This window comes from Streptomyces chartreusis (assembly GCF_008704715.1).
Classification (GTDB): Bacteria; Actinomycetota; Actinomycetes; order Streptomycetales; family Streptomycetaceae; genus Streptomyces; species Streptomyces chartreusis.
Map to the genome: position 1 here is coordinate 3,998,207 of NZ_CP023689.1, position 18,863 is coordinate 4,017,069.

The following is an 18,863-nucleotide window of genomic DNA, read 5'->3' on the forward strand; positions in this document are numbered from 1 at the left end:
GGGATCACGCTCACTTACGGTCACCATCGGTCCGCTCCCAGCACTTCCGCACAACCCGTCACCGGCCCGACACGGAGAGGTTTAGCGTCCTTCACCAGGTGACCGGCTCCCCACCGCCGCCCGGGCCAGGGGCGGCAGTCGGACACCACCGCCGAAAAAAGTCCGGCGGCGGCCCGCTCCCCCTGTGCGGGCCGCCGCCGGACGCGTGACCCGCCCCGTGCGGTCGTACGGGACGTGGCGGGCGGACGAAAGGACGTGCAGTCCACGTGGCAGCGCACCGAAAACCCCGCCGGCGCTCGGCCGGCGGCAATACGGCCCGCACGGCATGGACGATCGCACTGGCGGGCGCGGCGACGGCGACCGGCTTCGACGGGACCGGGCACGCCGAGCCGCAGCTGACACCGGCACAGGTGAAGGCCAAGGTGGACAAGCTGTATCAGGAGGCGGAGGCCGCCACCGAGAAGTACAACGGCGCCAAGGAGCAGGCGGACGCGGGCCGGCAGCGGATCAGGAACCTCCAGGACCAGGCCGCACGCAAGACGGAGAAGCTCAACTCGGCGCGGGAAGCGCTCGGTTCGATGGCGGCGGCGCAGTACCGCGACGGCGGCCTCGACCCGGCCCTCCAGCTCGCCCTCTCCGAGGACCCCGACCGCTACCTGGACGGCGCGGAGTTCGCCGAACGCGCCGGCAACCGGCAGGCCTCATCCGTCGCGAGCGTCCGCAGGCAGCTCCGCGAGATCGAGCAGCTGCGCGGCGCGGCACAAGTCGAACTGACCTCGCTGAAGTCCCGCCAGGCCGAGCTGAAGCGGCACAAGAAGACGATCACCGGCAAGCTGGACTCGGCCCGCACCCTGCTGACCCGACTGACCGCCGAGGAACAGGCCCGCCTCGACGATCGCGCCACCCGCTCCTCGACCGGCGCCCGCGGCTCCCTGGCCTCCCCCGGTTCCGCCGCCGCCCAGGCCCCCAACGCCCGCGCGGCGGCCGCTGTCTCCTACGCCTACGCCAAACTCGGCAGCCCCTACGTCTGGGGCGCGACCGGCCCCAACGCCTTCGACTGCTCCGGCCTCACGCAGGCCGCGTACCGCGAGGCCGGCGTCTCGCTGCCCCGCACGACCTACGCCCAGATCGACGCGGGCCGTCGCGTCTCGCGCTCCGAACTGCGCCCGGGCGACCTGGTGTTCTTCTACTCCGGCATCAGCCACGTGGGCCTGTACATCGGCAACGGCCAGATGATCCACGCCCCGAACCCGTCGGCACCGGTCCGGGTGGCACCCCTGGACGAGATGCCCTTCGCGGGCGCCACCCGGGTGGCCTGACCTTCCCCGCTCTCAGACGAGTCGCCGTGCCGTCGCCCACCGCGTCAGCTCGTGCCGGTTGGACAGCTGGAGCTTGCGCAGGACCGCCGACACATGGGACTCGACCGTCTTGACGGAGATGAACAGCTGCTTGGCGATCTCCTTGTACGCGTACCCGCGCGCGATCAGCCGCAGTACCTCCCGCTCGCGCTGGGTGAGGCGGTCGAGGTCCTCGTCGACCGGCGGGGCGTCCGTCGACGCGAACGCGTCCAGGACGAACCCGGCGAGGCGCGGCGAGAACACCGCGTCGCCGTCCTGGACCCGGAAGACCGAGTCGACCAGGTCGGTGCCGGTGATCGTCTTGGTCACGTACCCGCGCGCACCGCCCCGGATCACGCCGATGACGTCCTCCGCGGCGTCCGAGACGGACAGCGCGAGGAAGCGGACGGACTGCTCGGCGTCCGCCATCAACGGGGCGCAGCGGCGCAGGACTTCGACCCCGCCGCCGCCCGGCAGGTGCACATCGAGGAGGACGACCTCGGGCCGGGTCGCGGTGATGACCGTGACCGCCTGGTCGACGTCCGCGGCCTCGCCGACGACCTCGACACCGGTCTGCTCGGTCCGGCCGATCTCGGCCTGGACTCCCGTACGGAACATGCGGTGGTCGTCGACGAGGACCACGCGCACGTGCCGCTCGGCCGCGCTCCCGCCGGTCGGCTCCACGGACTCGTTCGCCTCGGTCGGCTCGCTCATGACGTCTTCTCCGCCCTCTCCATCTCCAGCTCGACCTCCGTGCCGCCGTCGGGTACCGCCCGCAGCCGGGCCGTACCGCCGTTGCGCTCCATGCGGCCGATGATCGATTCTCTGACGCCCATGCGGTCGGCGGGTATCGAGTCGAGGTCGAAGCCCGGACCGCGGTCCCGGACGGACACGAAGACGGTCTTTCCCTCGACCTCGGCGTAGACCTGCACGGCGCCGCCCTCGCCACCGTACTTGGCGGCGTTCACCATCGCCTCGCGCGCGGCCTGCATCTGTGCGGCGATCCTCTCGTCGAGCGGGCAGTCGCCGACGACCACGACCTCTATGGGCACGCCGTGCTTGTCCTCCACCTCGGCGGCGTTGCGCCGCACCGCGTCGGCGAGATTGGCGGGTTCGTCGGCCTCGTCCTTGCCGGTGCCCTCGGGCTTGTACAGCCAGGTGCGCAGGTCGCGCTCCTGGGCGCGGGCGAGCCGGCGGACCTCGCCGGCGTTCTCCGCGTTGCGCTGGATCAGGGTCAGGGTGTGCAGCACCGAGTCGTGGACGTGGGCGGCGACCTCGGCGCGCTCCTGGGCGCGGATGCGCATCAGGCGTTCCTCGGAGAGGTCCTGGGTCATCCGGACCAGGTACGGCCCCGCAAGCAGCGTTATACCGACGAGGACCGCGAGCGCCGCCTGGAGGACGGAGCCGAGGTGGGCGGCGGAGCCCTGGAGGACGAAGATGCCGGAGACGCCGGCCGTGACGAGGACGACGCCGCCCGCGGCACGCAGCAGGCTGAGGGTCCGCCGACGCCGCCCGGCCTCCATCCAGCGGGCCCGGCGGGCGTTGTCCGCCTGCCGCCAGACCAGGGCGACACCCGCGCCGACGAGGACGGCGGGCAGCAGGTACGCCTTGGCGCCGTTGCCCAGGTCCACGCTGCCGACGAAGACCATCGCCACGACCACCATGAGCAGCAGCGCGACGATCTGGCCCTTGTCGGGCTTGCGGGCGACGAGTCTGCGGCGGCCGTCGGACGCGGTCTCGGTGGTGAAGGGGGGCGGCCGCTGTGCGTCGACCCCGCCGAGGCCGAGCGGCACGAAGAACCAGAACGCGGCGTACAGCAGCGCACCGAGGCCGTCCGCCATGAACAGGCCGACGAAGACGAGCCGCACCCAGATGACGGGCAGGCCCAGGTGCCCGGCGAGCCCCCGCGCCACGCCCCCGAGCCAGCGTCCGTCACTGCTGCGGTAGAGCTTGCGCGGCGGCCGCGGTTCGGCGAGTGGCGCTGCTGCGGCTTCCGGCATGCCATCGATGTTCACACGCCCGGCCCAGCGAGGCATCAGGGTCGACCCCCTAGACTCCCCTGATCTTCGAGGCCCGCCGCCTCGAACACCTCCCCCGCACCCGACTCAGGGCCGATATCAGGGTCCGACCAGGGTCATTCCGACTCCCATCGGGCCGACCCGCCCGTCACCATGGACACATGACTGATCACCAGCACGCCGCGGACTCCGTGCCCGAGCCGGACGACGCGCCCACCGCGGGCACGCCGACCGGCCCGGCACCCGCGAGCGCCGCGGGTGAGGAACCGCGCGCACAGGCGGGCGCGGAGACAGCGGCGCCCGGGGAAGCGGGCGCGCTCCCCCCGCCGCACAGGTTCCGGCGCGACCGCCGGCACAAGATGCTGGCCGGTGTCTGCGCCGGTCTGGGCCGGCAGTGCGACATGGACCCGGTGTTCTTCCGGATCACACTCGCCGTGCTCTCCGCGACCGGCGGCATAGGCCTCATCTTCTACGGCTTCGCCTGGCTCTTCGTCCCGTACGACGACGAGGACGAGAACGAGGTCCGCAAGCTGCTGACCGGCCGCGTCGACGGCCAGGCGCTGACGGCCGTGCTGTTCGCGCTGGTCGGCTGCGGTGTGTTCCTGACCCTGCTGAACAACGGCGGTGTGCTGGCCTTCGCCGTCGTCCTCTCCCTCCTCGTGGCCGGCGCCGGCTACTGGTCACGGCACCGCGGCACCCCCGACCCGGACCCGCTGGCCGCCCAGGCCGTCGCCGACGCCCCGCCGGAGGCACAGGCCCCGCCGGTGCCCGCGGCCTACCCCTCCTGGTGGCGCGACCCGATCGTCAAGGACGGCACCCACGAGGGCGGCACGGGCTATCTCTGGGGCCCGCGCGACTCCCGCGACCGCGACATCGCGGCGGCCGTCAACGTCGGCCTGGGCGGCGTCTGGAGCAGCCGCCAGGACATACGGACCCGACGCTCCCAGCAGCCCAAGCCCCGCGGCCCCCGCTGGATCGGCGGCTGGGTGTTCCTGCTGGCCCTCCTCGCGGGCGCCCTCGGCACCGGCGCCACCTGGGAGGACCACGCACTCGGCACCAGCCTCCAGACGGGTCTGGCCTGCGCGCTGCTGGTCATAGGCCTCGGCATAGCCATCAGCGCGTTCCTGGGCCGCACGGGAGCGGGCTCCGTCTTCCTGGCGATCATCACCGCAGGGCTCCTTGCCGCCTCGGCAGCCCTGCCCAAGGACATCAGCACCCACTGGATCGAAGAGAACTGGCAGCCGGCGGCAGCAGCGGACGTAAAGCACCAGTACGACCTGGGAACGGGCGTGGGCACCTTGGACCTGACCCGGCTGAACCTCTCGAAGACGCAACCGATCACGACAAGGGCCGACGTGGGCGTAGGCAGACTGAAGCTGATCGTCCCGAAGGACGCGACCGTGAAGGTGAGCATCGACGTGGGCGTGGGAGACATCCAGCTCCCCGGCGAGGACAAGCAGGACGTGGACGTGGCACCGGGCAAGCACAAGGAACTGACCCTGAACCCGCCCACGGGCACGAAGAGCGCGGGCACGCTGGACATCGATCTGAGCGTCGGCGTCGGACAGGCGGAGGTCAGCCGTGCTACGTCATGAGTTCCAGCCCGGCAGGCTGGTGGCCGGCGCCTTCCTCACCATCGCGGGCATCGTCTACGCCGGAGACGCAGGCGACGCCTGGGAAACCCCGTGGTTCGTGGTGATCCCCCTGGTCATCGGCGGCCTCTCCCTGGCAGGAGCGACAGCCCTCCTCACCCGGGCGATACGCAAACGCCACCGCACACCCCACTGAGCGGCCCACCCGAGGAGGCTGCGCGGCGACCTACCGATACCCCAACCGCTGCCGTCGCCGCCCCCGCAGAGCGGCATCCAGCGAGAACACGGAAGCACCCGCGAGCACGAGCGGCAGCCAGGCCATCAAATAGGCGAGGTCATTGCCGTAGTAGTAGGGATCGGAGGCCCAGCTCACCGTCAGCCACAGACTCAGCGAGATCAACGCCCCGCCCAGCGCCGCCAGACGGGCGAACAGCCCGATGAGCGTGCCGATCCCGACGGCCAGCTCACCGAACGCGATGGCGTAACCGAAGCCCACCGGATTGTCCAAGGCCATGTCCACCATGGCCGGGATGGCGGAGGAGTCCCGAACGGCACGCATCATGTCGCCGATCGACCCCGCCCCGGAGTCCTTCATGAAGGCGCTGTCCGTGAGCTTGTCCAGCCCGGCGTAGATAAAGGTGACGCCGAGGAAGACGCGGAGCGGAAGCAGGGCGTAACGGGTGGCGGTGTCCCGCCAGCCCCGGTCGCCGTCGAGATAAGGGGGGTGCGCGTCCGTGTGCATACCGTGAGTCATCGCCCGTAGCCGCCTCTCGCCCGCCGTGCCGTGACCCCTCGAACGACGATACGTACGCAATCGCTACGCCGCTCAACCATGCAGCCCGTATTCTCCGCCGCCCCGGCCCCCCTGAAAACCCCGCGCCCCCACCAACCTCAACAAAATCCGACGCCACAGGCGGCACCCCTCAGCCCCCTGCTCCTGGGGCTGCCGCCCCAGACCCCGCTTCGGCCTAATCGGCCTCGTCCTCAAACGCCGGACGGGCTGAAAACAAAGAACGCGGACCGGCGTCGAGAGGCTCGGGTCCGAAGACCGGGTGGGTGGCGTACCCCGACGAACCCGCAGCCGCGTACGGCGGCAAGGGGCCGTGCCGGGGGGTGTCCGCCCGCAGCGGCCGGCGTCAAGAAACGTGGACCTTCTCAGCTACAGCAACCGCCGGACCGAGGACGGACACCCCCCGGCACGGCCCCGACCCACCCCCCACCCGCAGGCGCTACCCGCACACACCCCCACCCAACAGCCACAGGCCGCCGCAGGCACCGACCCGTCACTCGGTCACGTCGATCAGGTACCGATTCGTCTCGACCCCCACCGCAGTAACCACCTGCACCTCAACCCGCCCCGGCTCCACATCCGCCGGCACCGGCACAGTCAGCACCGCATCCGTCGGATTACTGAACCCCCCAGCCACAGGCACCAACGGGACATGCACATGCACCGCCCCGATCCGCACCACCATCCGCGACAACCGATCCGCCCCCTGTGCCCCAGGCGGCACAAACCCGGCCCCACGAATCTCGATGTCGTCCCCGGTCCGGATCGGCGCGTCCAGATCGCCCGCCTCCCGCGCCCGCACCACGGAGAGAATCACCGGCCGACCCCCCTCCGCATACTTCCCGGCCAAATACGTCGCCGCGGACACCAGCACCACCACCGCCAGCCCCCACGGCAGATCCGGCAGCTGATCCGGCCGCCGCCCCAACCGCACCGCCGCGAACAGCAGCGCAACCCCACCGATCACCACATACTGAATGTCCGCGAACGACCCCCGCCCCGCGTCATCCGTCAGCAGATCAGCGGCCCGAGGCCGATACGCCCGCACCTTCTGCAGCCGCTGCCCCAGCACCCGCACCCCGACGACCCGCCGCACCAGCACCGCGATCGCACACACCACGGCGAGCACGGTCACCACCCCGGCCCCCCGCGCCAGTTCGAGCCCCGAGATCAGCGCATCGCGCTCCGCGTGCCCGGACGCCGCCGCCAACCGCCCCACCAGCACGAGCACGGCGTACGCGACGAACAGCACCCACGCCCCGGCCACCGCCCGCGACGTGGAAAGCCGGTTGTCCTCACCGATGACCGGCGCCAGAGCACCACCCCGCGCCCGGTGGAACCACGACGCCGCCGTCAACGCCCCAGCGGTCACCACGGCCGCGAGCAGCCCGGCGGTACGCGCCGCCGTCCACCCGGCCCCGATCGCCGTGAGCGCCTGCACCAGCAGCAGCGCGACCACGAGCCCCCAGACGACGCACGCCGTACGCAACCACAGCCGCGCGAGCCATGCGTCACCCTCGGCCCGCCCCCGCTCGGCGACGTGTTCCGCCGACTGCGTCAGCTCCTCGGACACCCACTGCCGGGAGGCCGACACCGAGTGCGCGACCGCCGCCGGCAGCCCCTGCCCGGTGGCGAACTCGTCCCGCTTCAGCAGGAACTCGGCGACCGCTCGCCGATGCCCCGCCCGCGCCCCGTGCGGGCAGTCCCCACAGGTGCAGCCGCCTCCATGCGCGCCCAACACCGCGCCGCCCTGCCCAGCCTCCTGCACCGCCACGCCCGACGCCTGCCTTCCTGGAACTTCCCGACCCAACCGAAAACGCACAACCCGCCACCAACCACCAGCCACCCAAAACCCACCGAGCGGCCACATCACCCCATGGCCTTATAACCCACAACCCCACCACCGGCAGCCGCATCTCACATACCGGCCACGACCGCTTCCGGCAGCCGCCCGCACCACAGCCGAAGTCCCCCACAACTCCCCCGTGACGACAGCGAATTGTGCCGTACGCCACCCACCCCCCGCCCGGCAGGTCCGGTCGACGCGGGTGACGAAATCACCCCCCGTGTTGACCCGGCTGCGAGAATTCCCGTATGGCCGAGATCATCCAGCGCGACGGGACCTGGGCCTTCGACGGCACAACGGTCCGTATCACGCCGGGCCTCCACCGCTCCGTGCCGCTGTTCCGGCAGACGTACGGAGAGATCGCCGTGCCCCTCGAAGCCGTCGCCGGCATCGTCTTCGAGCCCGAACGCAAGCGCGGCCGGCTGCGCATGCGGCTGCGTGAGGGCGCCGACCCGCTGCTCCACGCGACCGGCGGCAGGCTGCCGGACACGGCGGATCCGTACCGGCTGGCGGTGGACGTCGACCGTGCGGGGGTCGCCGAGTACGTCGCGGAGGAGATCCGCCGCGCGCTGCTCCTGGACCAGATCCCCAAGGACCCGACCAAGACGTACCTCCTGCCCGGCCCGCCCGTCCCGGTCTCCGTCCGCTCCTCCGACGGCACGGTCTCCTTCGACGGCACCCAGGTGCGGATCGACTGGTCCGACACCTCGGACCGGGTCAAGCGGGCGACCGGCCCGCGGATCATCGGCGTGGGCGAACTGGTCCAGGTCGAGTGGCTGCCCAACTCCGGCTACGAGGACGGCTTCCTGCGCTTCGTGACCCGCGAGACGGTGTTCTCCAAACTGCCGCCGGAGAAGGACCCGTACGCCCTGGACCTGTGGGGCAGCGCCCGTCGCGACCTGCTCACGGCCCTGGTCGCGACCGCGATCACCGCCCGGCTGCCGCACCCGTCCACCCGCACGGGCGGCGACGCCGAGGACCGCCCGCAGCTCACGGCGACCGTCCCGCCCCCGGCCGACCACCACGACGTACTCCTGCGCAGACTGCGCGAGTTGGGCGAGCTGCACCGCGACGGCGTCCTCACGGACGAGGAGTTCGCGATGACGAAGGCCGCGGTCCTCCGAGGCTTCTGAGCAGCCCGCCCCCCGGCGCCCACGCGTCAGCTCAACAGATCCGGCTCGCTCCGGCTGATGTCCTGCCACAGCGGCTGATAGTTGATCCACGCCACCAGATCCCCGCCCAGCTGCTCTCGCGTGGCCACGGCCTGCCGGTGTTCGATCAGCACCGGCCGCCCCGCCGCCCTGGCGGTCAGCTGGACCTGGCAGGACCGTTCCATGGACAGGAACCACCAGGCCGCCGCGTCCACGGAGTCGCCGACGGTGAGCAGGCCGTGGTTGCGCAGGACGAGCGCCTTGTGGCAGTCGAGCGCGGTCGCGATGCGCCGGCCCTCCGTGGCGTCTACGGCGACGCCGGAGTAGGCGTCGTAGAGCGCGTGGTCCTCGTAGAAGGCGCAGCTCTCCTGGGTGATCGGGTCGAGCAGGTCGCCGAGCGCCGCGAGGGCCCGCCCGTGCACCGAGTGGCAGTGGGCGACCGCGACGACGTCGGGGCGGGCGGCGTGGACCTGGGAGTGCACGGTGAACGCCGCCTGGTTGACGTGGTAGCGGCCCTCGATCACCTGGCCCTCGGAATTGGCGAGGACGAGGTCGCTGACGGTGACGTGCCGGAACGGCATCCCGAACGGGTTGACCCAGAAGCAGTCGCTGAACTCGGGGTCGCGTGCGGTGATGTGTCCGGAGACCCCGTCCTCGAATCCGAGCCGCCCGAATATCCGCAGCGCGCCCGCGAGCCGCTCCTTGCGATGGCGGCGCTCGTCCTCGATCGACTCGTGCATCGGCGGCATCGCGAACCGCAGCTGATCGGTCGGCAGCGGCGAGGGCGGAATGGGCCCGAGGGGCGTCCCGTGCATGTGTCCTCCCGCACTGGGTTGCTTACGGGGCGGAAGTTACCGTCGGTCAGCGCAGGAGAACAGAGATGTTCTGTAAAGATCCCGCTACCCGGACAGCGGAAACCCGACAGAGGATGTCGGGTATGGGGGCCAGACTGGCCGTATGACAGCGAACTGGGCAGCTTTCACCGAGGCGGAGCCGGACCTCGCCCGCACCGCCGAGGAACGCTTCGGCGCCTTCACCCACCACGTCCTCGCCACCCTCCGCAAGGACGGCTCGCCCCGCACGACCGGCCTGGAGGTCCGTTTCCTGAACGGCGAGCTGTGGCTCGGCATGATGCCGGACTCGCTCAAGGCCCTCGATCTGCGGCGTGACCCCCGTTTCGCGCTCCAGGCGAACCCCGGCGAGGGTCAGTCGATGGGCGGCGGCGACGTGCGGATCGCCGGGCGGGCGATCGAGGTCGAGGACCCGCAGCAGAAGGCCGCATACGGCGAAGAGGTGGAACCGCCGGAGCCGTTCCACCTCTTCCGCACCGAGCTGACCGAGGTCGTGAGGACCTTCGTCGAGGACGACAAGTACCTGGTCGTCCAGATCTGGCAGCCCGGCATGCCCTTGCGCACGATCAAGCGCACCTAGGGCACATATGAGCCCGTGGGCTCACTCCCACTCGATGGTGCCCGGCGGCTTCGAGGTCACGTCGAGGACGACTCGGTTGACGTCCCGCACCTCGTTGGTGATCCGCGTCGAGATCCGCGCGAGAACGTCGTACGGCAGTCGCGACCAGTCGGCGGTCATCGCGTCCTCGGACGAGACGGGCCGCAGGACGATCGGGTGGCCGTAGGTCCGGCCGTCACCCTGTACGCCCACGCTGCGGACGTCCGCGAGCAGGACCACCGGGCACTGCCAGATGTCGCGGTCCAGGCCGGCCGCCGTGAGCTCCTCACGGGCGATGGCGTCGGCGTCGCGCAGCAGGTCGAGACGCTCCTTGTTCACCTCGCCGACGATGCGGATGCCGAGGCCGGGGCCGGGGAACGGCTGGCGCTGGACGATCTCCTCCGGGAGGCCGAGCTCCTGGCCGACCATCCGGACCTCGTCCTTGAACAGCTGGCGCAGCGGCTCGACGAGCTCGAACTCGATGTCGTCGGGGAGGCCGCCCACGTTGTGGTGGGACTTGATGTTGGCGGTGCCGGTGCCGCCGCCGGACTCGACGATGTCCGGGTAGAGCGTGCCCTGTACGAGGAAGGCGACCTCGGGACCCTCCTCCTGGAGGATCTCCAGCTGCGCCTGCTCGAAGACACGGATGAACTCGCGGCCGATGATCTTCCGCTTCTCCTCGGGGTCGGAGACCCCGGCCAGCGCCTTGAGGAACCGCTCCTCGGCGTCCACGACCTTCAGCTGCACGCCGGTCGCGGCCACGAAGTCCTTCTCGACCTGCTCGGTCTCGCCCTTGCGCATGAGGCCGTGGTCGACGTACACGCAGGTCAGCTGGGAGCCGATGGCCTTCTGGACCAGCGCCGCCGCCACGGCGGAGTCCACGCCGCCGGACAGACCGCAGATGGCGCGCTTGTCGCCGACCTGCTCACGGATGGCCGCGACCTGCTCGTCGATGACGTTGCCGGTGGTCCAGTCCGGCTTGAGGCCCGCGCCGCGGTACAGGAAGTGCTCCAGCACCTGCTGCCCGTGCGTGGAGTGCATGACCTCGGGGTGGTACTGGACGCCATAGAGCTTCTTGTCGTCGTTCTCGAAGGCGGCGACCGGGACGACGTCCGTGGACGCGGTGACGGAGAAGCCCTCGGGGGCGGCGGAGCAGGCGTCGCCGTGCGACATCCACACGTGCTGCTCGGCCGGGGTGCCCTCGAAGAGGGTGGAGGACGACTTCGACACGTGCAGGTCGGTGCGGCCGTACTCGCGGGCGCCGGTGTTGTCGACCGTGCCGCCGAGGGAGCGTGCCATCAGCTGGAAGCCGTAGCACATGCCGAACACGGGGACGCCGGCCTCGAAGATCTCGCGGTCGAGACCGGGGGCGCCCTCCTCGTACACGGACGAGGGGCCGCCGGAGAGGATGATCGCCGCCGGGTTCTTGGCGAGCATCTCCGCCACCGGCATGGTGCTCGGCACGATCTCGCTGTAGACCCGGGCCTCGCGGACGCGACGGGCGATGAGCTGGGCGTACTGCGCGCCGAAGTCGACGACCAGGACGGTGTCGGGGGCGGCGGGGTTCGCTGATGACACGGGTTGCCTTCCGGCGTTGAGCGAGGTGTGTGTGGGGCCGAGTCTACCGGGATCCGGGGGGCCGCCCCCGGGGTCAGCCCTGTCTCAGGATGCGAACCGGCTTGGACACCCGCGTGCCGCGCGGCATACTGGCCCCATGCTCACGCAGACGACCTTCCTCTTTACCTATGGCACCCGGCCCGCCGGCTGCCATGGTCGTGCCGCTTGAGCAACTGACAAGCGACTTCCCAGGCGCCCCGGGCCGACAAGGTCCGGGGCGTCTGGCGTTTTCCGGGTCCTGTCGCCCCCGGGGCACCCACCGCCGAAACCCAAGATCGACGAGGAGCCCCCATGACCGCGACCGACGTGACCGGTGCCCGTACCCCCGAGGCCGCCGATGTGATCACCGGCGCCCGCGAGCGCATCGACTCACTGGACGACCGGATCATCGGTCTGATCCAGGAACGCATGGCCGTCTCGGCGGTGATCCAGGAGGCGCGGATCGCCTCCGGCGGCCGGCGCGTGAACCTCTCCCGGGAGATGGACGTCCTCGGCCACTACAGGGACGCCCTGGGCAAGCCGGGCACGGCCCTCGCGATGACGCTGCTCGAACTGTGCCGCGGTCGCATCTGAGTTCGGCCGCCCTCTCACCCGTACGGCGCGTGACGGCTCCCGCACGGCTTCGTTGGTACCGGTGTCCGTGCCAGCCAGGGGCGGGCCCGAAAGAACCACGCGTGGCTCGCTGGAGCGATGAGGCGGACGGATCACCGTGCGCCGTGGGACCTCGCTCCAGGTAAGTGACCGGACGGCAGGGGACAGCAGCCCGGTCACCCTAGAGAACGGTCGGCTCCGGGGACGCCCGGGGCCGGCCGGTCGGCTGCACCTCCAGCTCTCGCCGCGGACAACCGGATCGCGGCGACCATGACCCGCGGCGCACCCCCCGGCGCCGCTCCCAGGCACCGACGCTGCCCTGACGTCGGTGCTGACCAAGGAAGGGCCCCGCGGCTCCGTCCCGCGGGGCCCTTCTCATGCCGGTCGACGTATGCCGATCGGCGCCGCCCGCCGGGTGTTCTCAGGTGCGCGAGACGGTGCCGCACTCGTCGGTGTCCCGGTCCGGGTCCACTCCCCTGCTGCGGTCGTACGGATCGATCGCCTCGCCGGAGGACTCCGAGCCGGACATCAGCTCGGACTGGAACAGCGGGTGGATACGGCCGTCACCGATCTCGCAGTCGTCGTTGGAGATCTCGCCGTCGATGCCGTACACCCAGATCCGCCCCTCGGTGCCCTGGTACTTGGCGGGGTCCGAGACGTCCACGTCGACGATCCGGCGGACGATGGCGCGGGCGACCTCGTCGCCGCCACCGGTCCTGGCCAGCGGATACACGAAGGTGTAGTCGGCCCGGATCATCGCCTTGCCGGCGCCGTCGGGTTCGACGGTCATCCGGCCGCGGACCTTCACCTCGGTGCCCACGAGCTCGACCTCGTCGTGGTCGAAGCGGGTGAAGGTCCAGGTGGGGTCGTTCTTGGCCGTGGGGTGGCGCAGCCCGGTGCGCAGGTCGGCCAGGTAGTCCTTCTGCAGCGGGTCGACGAGGGCCAGCGCGGCCTTGGGTTCGGCGCCGTACAGCACCTCGCGGTCGAGGTTGGCGGCGACGACGAAGTCCCTCGTCAGCCGCAGGGCCGTCTGGATCCGGGCGGCGGAGACACCGCTGACCGACTTGGCCTTCGGAACCTCGATGGCGGCCGCGCCGGCTGCCCAGCGGGCGGCCGGGGAACCGGTGAACGGCCGCTGCCGCGTGGGGAGTCCGGCGGCGTCGGCGGGCGCGCCGCTGGGCCGGCTCGTCTCGGGGGCAAGCGGTGAGGTCGGGGCCGCGGCCGGCCCGGAGTCCGAACCGGGCAGGACGACCGACGGCTTGAGGGCGACGACGGCGACCCCGACGGCCAGCAGCACGCCGATCGCGCTCCAGACCTTGCGGCGGCGCGAGCCGCGGCCGTTCATGTCCTGCCAGGCGGGGCCGGTGCGCCAGCCTGCGGGCTGCTCGCCCCGCGCGTCCTGCCGGCGCAGTCGTTCCGTCACCATCCGGGCACGCGCGGACGGTTCCTTCGGTGCGGCACCCTGGTCGCGCTCGGCGTCCTGGACGAACTTCTCCCAGGCCTCGTCGGATATGGACGAGCCCTCGGACGGCTTGTCGGTCACGGCGGTATGGGCTTCCTCTCAGCGGGCTGTCGGCCGGCTGAGCGTACGTCAGTTCGGAGGCCGCAAGATCAGTCAATCGCGTGTGACGCGGGCCACATAAAAAATCTGTTAGTTAAAGCACAACCATTCACCCGTGTCGCTGATCAAACCCTGCGAATCAAGGGCCACAGCCGCGCCCCACACGCGGAGGCCTCCCTATAGCGCGTGCTGCGAGATCGCAGCACACCGGACTTTCGAGGTCTTCATGAAGCTTCGCCGTGCACTGGCCGCCGCGGCCACGACGGCCGTCATAGCGCCGATCGCGCTTCTGTCGGCGCCGGCCGCGTTCGCCACGGACGAGACCACCTCGACACCGACGGTGTCGGAGAGCACGCCGGCGGCGGAGGAGTCCACCCCCGCCGCCGAGGAGAGCACGCCGGCCGCCGAGGAGTCGACCCCGGCCGCCGAGGAGAGCACGCCCGCCGCGGAGGAGTCCACCCCTGCCGCGGAGGAGAGCACGCCGGCCGCCGAGGAGTCGACCCCGGCCGCCGAGGAGTCCACCCCCGCACCCGAGGAGAGCACCCCCTCCGAGGGCGACGACGAGTGGAACCCGTACGAGGACTGCGAGACCTTCGACCTCGACGACAACCTCAAGGCCGAGATCTCCGGTCTGCCGAGCAAGATCGTCGCGGGTTCGGGCTGGCACAACTTCGAGTTCGTCGCCACGAACAACTCGGACAAGGACCTGGAGAACGTCTGGATCGAGGCGTTCACCGAGTACGCGGACGAGAACGTCGACGAGTCGCTGTACCTGAACATGGCCGAGATCCAGGTCAAGCAGGACGGCAAGTGGACCAGCAGCTACCAGGACTCCTACAAGGACGAGGACGGCAAGGTCGTCTTCACCGGCAGCTTCGTCGCCTCCCTGGACAAGCTGGAGGCGAACTCCACCTCCTCGCTGGACCTGCGCGTCCGTGTGAAGTCGTCGGCCCCGGCCGGTTCGTCCTTCGCGCTGAGCCAGGCGATCTACGCGGGCGAGGACGCGGCCTGCTACGGCAACGGTGAGTTCTACGAGTTCACCGTGCTCGCCGCGGGCACCAAGCCGGGTGACGTCGACCCGGCCGAGCCGAACGGCGAGAAGCCCACGGGCATCGACGGCAAGAAGCCGCAGGGTGAGGTCGAGGAGGTCACCGGCAACCTCGCCGAGACCGGCTCCAGCTCCAACCTTCCGGTCATCGGCACCATCGGCGGCATCGCCATCGTCGCCGGCGCCGGCGTCGTGTTCGCGATGAAGCGCCGCAAGGTGGGCGCGGAGGCGTAAGCCCCGGCACAGCTTCACGCAAGACAGAGAAGGACCTGCGCTCGGAGGGGGGCGCAGGTCCTTCTCTGTGTACGGCCGCTTTCGCGGGCCGCTACTTCTTCGGGGGCACCGCCGGTATCCCCAGGAAGGGCAGCTTCAGCGCGCCGAACGCCTCCGCCGGGACCGCCGGGGACTTCGGCTCGACCGGGTTGAGGCGTTCGTACGCCGCTCCCTGGGCCGGACGCTGGTCGGCCTCGCCGTTGTTGGGCCAGTACGACATCGCCCGCTCGGCCTGCGCCGTGATCGTCAGGGACGGGTTGACGCCGAGGTTGGCCGACACCGCCGCCCCGTCGACGACCGAGATGCCCGGGTGGCCGTACAGCCGGTGGTACGGGTCGATCACGCCGGTCTCCGGCGAGTCGCCGATCGGGCAGCCGCCGAGGAAGTGGGCGGTGAGCGGGGTGCCCATCAGCTCGCCGACGTTGGAGCCGGCGAAGCCGTTGATGTCGGCGGCGATCGCGGTCGCGGCCTCCGAAGCGGCCTTGATCTGCTTGGGGTTGGGCGCCCCGTGGCCCTGACGCGCGGTCAGCAGGCCCTTGCCCACGCCGTCCGGCTTCAGATACGTCGTCAGCGAGTTGTCCAGCGACTGCATCACCAGGCCGATGATGGTCCGCTCCGACCAGCGGCGGTTGGACAGGGAACGCAGCATCATCATCGGGTGCCGGACGGCGTTCGCCAGCCAGCCCGCGACCCGCGAGGAGCCCTCGGCGTAGGGGACCTGGAGGATCGACAGGCCGCCCATCGAGTTGGAGCCCTTGCCGTAGCGGACCGGCTCGATGTGGGTGTTCTCGTCGGGGTGGATCGAGGACGTGATGGCGACACCGCGGGTGAAGTCGACCTTCGCCTCGCCCGTGGCCCTGCGGTAGCGCCGGTTGTCGGTCTGCGCGCCGACGAGGGCCTCGGAGTTGGTGCGGGTCAGCTCACCCAGCTTCGCGGAGAGGTACGGCAGTTGCCCGCCGGCCTTCATCCGGTGCAGCAGGGTCTGGGTGCCGTACGTCCCGGCCGCGAGGACCACCCGGCGGGCCTTGAACAGCCTGCCCTGGCCCTTCTTCTTCCCGTCCGTCGGCAGCGTAGCCACCGCGTACCCGCCCTGCGAGTCGTCGGTGACGGAGACGACCGTCGTCATGGGGTGGACGACCGCGCCCGCCTTCTCGGCGAGGTAGAGGTAGTTCTCGTTCAGGGTGTTCTTCGCGCCGTGCCGGCAGCCGGTCATGCACTCACCGCACTCGGTGCACGCCTTGCGCGAGGGGCCCGCCCCGCCGAAGTACGGGTCGGCGACCTCCTGGCCCGGGGTGACCCTGGCCTCGCCCTCGGCGTCCTCGCCGTCGCCGAAGAACACGCCGACCGGTGCCATGTGGAAGCTGTCGCCGACGCCCATCCGCTCGGCCGCGGCCTTCAGATGCACGTCGGACGGGGTCATCGTCGGGTTGAGCCGTACGCCGAGCATGCGCCGGGCCTGGTCGTAGTACGGCTTCAGCTCGTCCTGCCAGTCGGTGATGTCACGCCACTGCGGGTCGTCGAAGAAGGGCTTCGGCGGTACGTAGAGGGTGTTGGCGTAGTTGAGGGAGCCGCCGCCGACGCCGGCGCCCGCAAGCACCATGACGTTGCCCAGCAGGTGGATGCGCTGGATGCCGAACATGTTGAGCCTGGGGGCCCAGAGGTAGTTCTTCAGGTCCCAGGAGTTCTTCGGCAGGCTCTCGCGGGTCCAGCGGCGGCCGGCTTCCAGTACGCCTACGCGGTAGCCCTTCTCGGTGAGGCGAAGGGCGGTTACCGAGCCGCCGAAGCCGGAGCCGACGACCAGTACGTCGTAATCGTAGGTGTCCTGAGGCACGTGTGCTCCTCGTTGAGTGTCCGTGCGGGTTCTCTGTGGCTGGTCGCGCGGTTCCTGAAAGCCTCTACTTGAACCGGAACGCCTTCATCAGGCGCAGGCTCCGGCTCATGAACTGCGCGTACTTCTCGTCGTCCATGCCCAGCGACGGCGCCATCGGCAGCAGCCGCTGCTGGGCGACCGTCTGGGCCTCCGTGTACTTGAGGATGCCCTCGGAGCCGTGGCGGCGGCCGAGGCCGGAGTCCTTCATGCCGCCCATGGGCGACTGGACGCTGCCGTACGCGGGGGCGTAGCCCTCGTTGACGTTCACCGTGCCGGTGCGCAGGCGGGCGGCGACCGCGCGGCCACGGCCGCCGTCCTTCGTCCAGACCGAGGAGTTGAGGCCGTACGGCGTGGAGTTGGCGTGCTCGACCGCCTCGTCCTCGGTCTTGAAGCGGTAGATGGAGACGACCGGGCCGAAGGTCTCCTCGGAGCAGACGGTCATGTCCGGTACGACGCCGTCGAGGATCGTCGGCTCGAAGAAGTACGGGCCGATGTCCGGGCGGGCCGCGCCGCCCGCGACGAGGGTGGCGCCCTTGGCGACGGCCTCCTCCACGTGCCGGGTGACCGTCTCCAGCTGGCGCTCGCCGACCAGGGAGCCCATGTCGGCGCCGTAGGCGAGGGACGTACCGAGCCGCATGGCCTTGGTGCGGGCGGCGAAGCGCTCCACGAAGGCGTCGGCGATCGACTCGTGGACGTACAACCGCTCGATGGAGATGCACAGTTGGCCGGCGGAGGAGAAGCAGGCGCGGACGGCGCCCGCGGCGGCCTTCTCGATGTCGGCGTCCTCCAGCACCAGCATGGCGTTCTTGCCGCCGAGTTCGAGGGAGACGCCGACCAGCCGGGCTGCGGCGCCCTGGGCGACCTGGCGGCCGGTGCGGGTGGAGCCGGTGAAGGAGACGTAGTCGGCGTGCCTGACGACCTCGGGGCCGACGACCGGGCCCTCGCCGAGGACGACCTGGAAGACGTCGGCGGGCAGCCCGGCCTCTATGAGCAGGTCGCGGGCCCACAGGGCGGTCAGGCAGGTCTCCGTGTCGGGCTTCATGACGACCGCGTTGCCCGCGACGAACGCCGGGAGCGCGTCACCGACGGACAGCTCCAGGGGGTAGTTCCAGGGGGCGATCTGGCCGACGACGCCGCGCGGGTGGCGCAGCTCGGTGACACGGGTGAGCGTGGGCACCGCGCCCGCGTGCCGCTTCGGCTTCAGATAGGCGGGCGCCTTGCGGCCGTAGTGGCGGGCCGCGACGGCGACGGCCTGCACCTCCTCGTGCGCGTGCAGCCTGGCCTTGCCCGTCTCCAGCTGGATCAGGTCGAGGACCTCCGCCTGGCGCTCCAGCACCAGGTCGTGGAAACGGAGCAGGACCGCGGCGCGCTGCCGCACCGGGACCTGGGCCCAGACGGCCTGCGCCTTACGGGCCGCCTCGAAGGCCCGCTCCACGTCCTCGGGCGTGGATTCCGGCAGGTCGGCCAGCTTCTCGCCGGTGAACGGCGTGTGGTTCGCGGTACGGCCGGAGCCGACCACGCCCTTGGTGAGCTGGGCCACCAGTTCCGGCGTGACCACGTCGGCGGCGGTACGGGCGCCCTGCGGGGCGGGGGCGAGGGGGTTGGTGCCGGTCTTGGCCGGGGCCTGCGCGTCCGTCATGAGGCGCAGAGTATGCCGGAGCGGAGGCTTTGTGTACCCGTCGGTAACGGGGATTCACCGAGTGCTCACATGATGCCAGTG

Annotated in this window: 15 protein-coding genes and 1 pseudogene; 7 read left to right on the forward strand and 9 right to left on the reverse strand. The window is 71.0% G+C overall.

Annotated elements, in window-relative coordinates:
- The first annotated feature begins 266 nt into the window (after nucleotides 1–266).
- Nucleotides 267–1,319, forward strand: a complete 1,053-nt coding sequence (locus tag CP983_RS16895; RefSeq protein ID WP_150500269.1) for a C40 family peptidase — start codon at nucleotides 267–269, stop codon at nucleotides 1,317–1,319.
- A gap of 12 nt (nucleotides 1,320–1,331) precedes the next feature.
- Here CP983_RS16895 and CP983_RS16900 read toward each other — a convergent pair whose 3' ends face one another.
- Together CP983_RS16900 and CP983_RS16905 are read right to left on the reverse strand one after the other, a co-directional pair.
- Nucleotides 1,332–2,051 carry a LuxR C-terminal-related transcriptional regulator gene (locus CP983_RS16900; RefSeq protein WP_150500271.1) on the reverse strand — a complete coding sequence of 240 codons (720 nt, stop codon included), beginning with the start codon at nucleotides 2,049–2,051 and terminating at the stop codon, nucleotides 1,332–1,334.
- Complete coding sequence (locus tag CP983_RS16905) at nucleotides 2,048–3,373, reverse strand: ATP-binding protein (RefSeq protein ID WP_093747028.1); 1,326 nt, start codon at nucleotides 3,371–3,373, stop codon at nucleotides 2,048–2,050. Before CP983_RS16905 ends, CP983_RS16900 begins: the two co-directional genes overlap by 4 nt.
- A gap of 143 nt (nucleotides 3,374–3,516) precedes the next feature.
- Between CP983_RS16905 and CP983_RS16910 the strand changes: the two genes are divergently transcribed.
- Both CP983_RS16910 and CP983_RS16915 read left to right on the forward strand, forming a co-directional pair.
- Nucleotides 3,517–4,950, forward strand: coding sequence for a PspC domain-containing protein (locus CP983_RS16910; RefSeq protein WP_150500273.1), 1,434 nt, complete (start codon nucleotides 3,517–3,519; stop codon nucleotides 4,948–4,950).
- The gene (locus CP983_RS16915) at nucleotides 4,937–5,143 is read left to right on the forward strand and encodes a hypothetical protein (protein ID WP_107903991.1); all 207 of its coding nucleotides are present in this window, start codon (nucleotides 4,937–4,939) and stop codon (nucleotides 5,141–5,143) included. The genes CP983_RS16910 and CP983_RS16915 overlap by 14 nt, the downstream gene beginning before the upstream one ends.
- A gap of 30 nt (nucleotides 5,144–5,173) precedes the next feature.
- On the opposite strand, the gene CP983_RS16920 is transcribed toward CP983_RS16915, so the two are convergent.
- A complete protein-coding gene (locus CP983_RS16920; RefSeq protein WP_125529529.1) occupies nucleotides 5,174–5,701 on the reverse strand; it encodes a DoxX family protein in 528 nt (175 codons plus the stop codon).
- A 529-nt stretch (nucleotides 5,702–6,230) separates the two neighbouring features.
- Entirely contained in the window at nucleotides 6,231–7,511 is a 1,281-nt protein-coding gene (locus tag CP983_RS16925; RefSeq protein ID WP_150500275.1) for a hypothetical protein, read from the reverse strand.
- 320 nt (nucleotides 7,512–7,831) lie between these two features.
- Here CP983_RS16925 and CP983_RS16930 point away from each other — a divergent pair, with 320 nt between their 5' ends.
- Entirely contained in the window at nucleotides 7,832–8,716 is an 885-nt protein-coding gene (locus tag CP983_RS16930) for a DUF4429 domain-containing protein (RefSeq protein ID WP_150500277.1), read from the forward strand.
- A gap of 26 nt (nucleotides 8,717–8,742) precedes the next feature.
- Here the strand turns inward: CP983_RS16930 and CP983_RS16935 are convergent, their stop codons facing one another.
- Nucleotides 8,743–9,549: a class II aldolase/adducin family protein gene (locus tag CP983_RS16935; RefSeq protein ID WP_150500279.1), complete on the reverse strand. Its 807-nt coding sequence runs from the start codon at nucleotides 9,547–9,549 to the stop codon at nucleotides 8,743–8,745.
- 142 nt (nucleotides 9,550–9,691) lie between these two features.
- On the opposite strand from CP983_RS16935, the gene CP983_RS16940 reads away from it, so the two are divergent.
- On the forward strand, nucleotides 9,692–10,165 hold the full coding sequence (locus tag CP983_RS16940) for a pyridoxamine 5'-phosphate oxidase family protein (protein WP_150500281.1): 474 nt from the start codon (nucleotides 9,692–9,694) through the stop codon (nucleotides 10,163–10,165).
- Nucleotides 10,166–10,186: 21 nt separating this feature from the next.
- Here CP983_RS16940 and guaA read toward each other — a convergent pair whose 3' ends face one another.
- A complete protein-coding gene (gene guaA, locus CP983_RS16945) occupies nucleotides 10,187–11,761 on the reverse strand; it encodes a glutamine-hydrolyzing GMP synthase (protein ID WP_125528798.1) in 1,575 nt (524 codons plus the stop codon).
- A 321-nt stretch (nucleotides 11,762–12,082) separates the two neighbouring features.
- Here guaA and CP983_RS16950 point away from each other — a divergent pair.
- Nucleotides 12,083–12,373 (forward strand): annotated as a pseudogene (locus CP983_RS16950) (chorismate mutase); the annotation flags it as partial.
- Between the two features lie 439 nt (nucleotides 12,374–12,812).
- Here CP983_RS16950 and CP983_RS16955 read toward each other — a convergent pair.
- Nucleotides 12,813–13,934 (reverse strand): hypothetical protein, encoded by a 1,122-nt coding sequence (locus tag CP983_RS16955; protein ID WP_150500283.1) that lies wholly within the window; start codon nucleotides 13,932–13,934, stop codon nucleotides 12,813–12,815.
- Nucleotides 13,935–14,178: 244 nt separating this feature from the next.
- Between CP983_RS16955 and CP983_RS16960 the strand changes: the two genes are divergently transcribed.
- Entirely contained in the window at nucleotides 14,179–15,234 is a 1,056-nt protein-coding gene (locus tag CP983_RS16960) for an LPXTG cell wall anchor domain-containing protein (RefSeq protein WP_150500285.1), read from the forward strand.
- 91 nt (nucleotides 15,235–15,325) lie between these two features.
- Here the strand turns inward: CP983_RS16960 and CP983_RS16965 are convergent, their stop codons facing one another.
- Both CP983_RS16965 and CP983_RS16970 read right to left on the reverse strand, forming a co-directional pair.
- A complete protein-coding gene (locus tag CP983_RS16965) occupies nucleotides 15,326–17,104 on the reverse strand; it encodes a GMC oxidoreductase (protein WP_150500286.1) in 1,779 nt (592 codons plus the stop codon).
- A gap of 64 nt (nucleotides 17,105–17,168) precedes the next feature.
- Entirely contained in the window at nucleotides 17,169–18,782 is a 1,614-nt protein-coding gene (locus CP983_RS16970; protein WP_150500287.1) for a succinic semialdehyde dehydrogenase, read from the reverse strand.
- Nucleotides 18,783–18,863 lie beyond the last annotated feature (81 nt).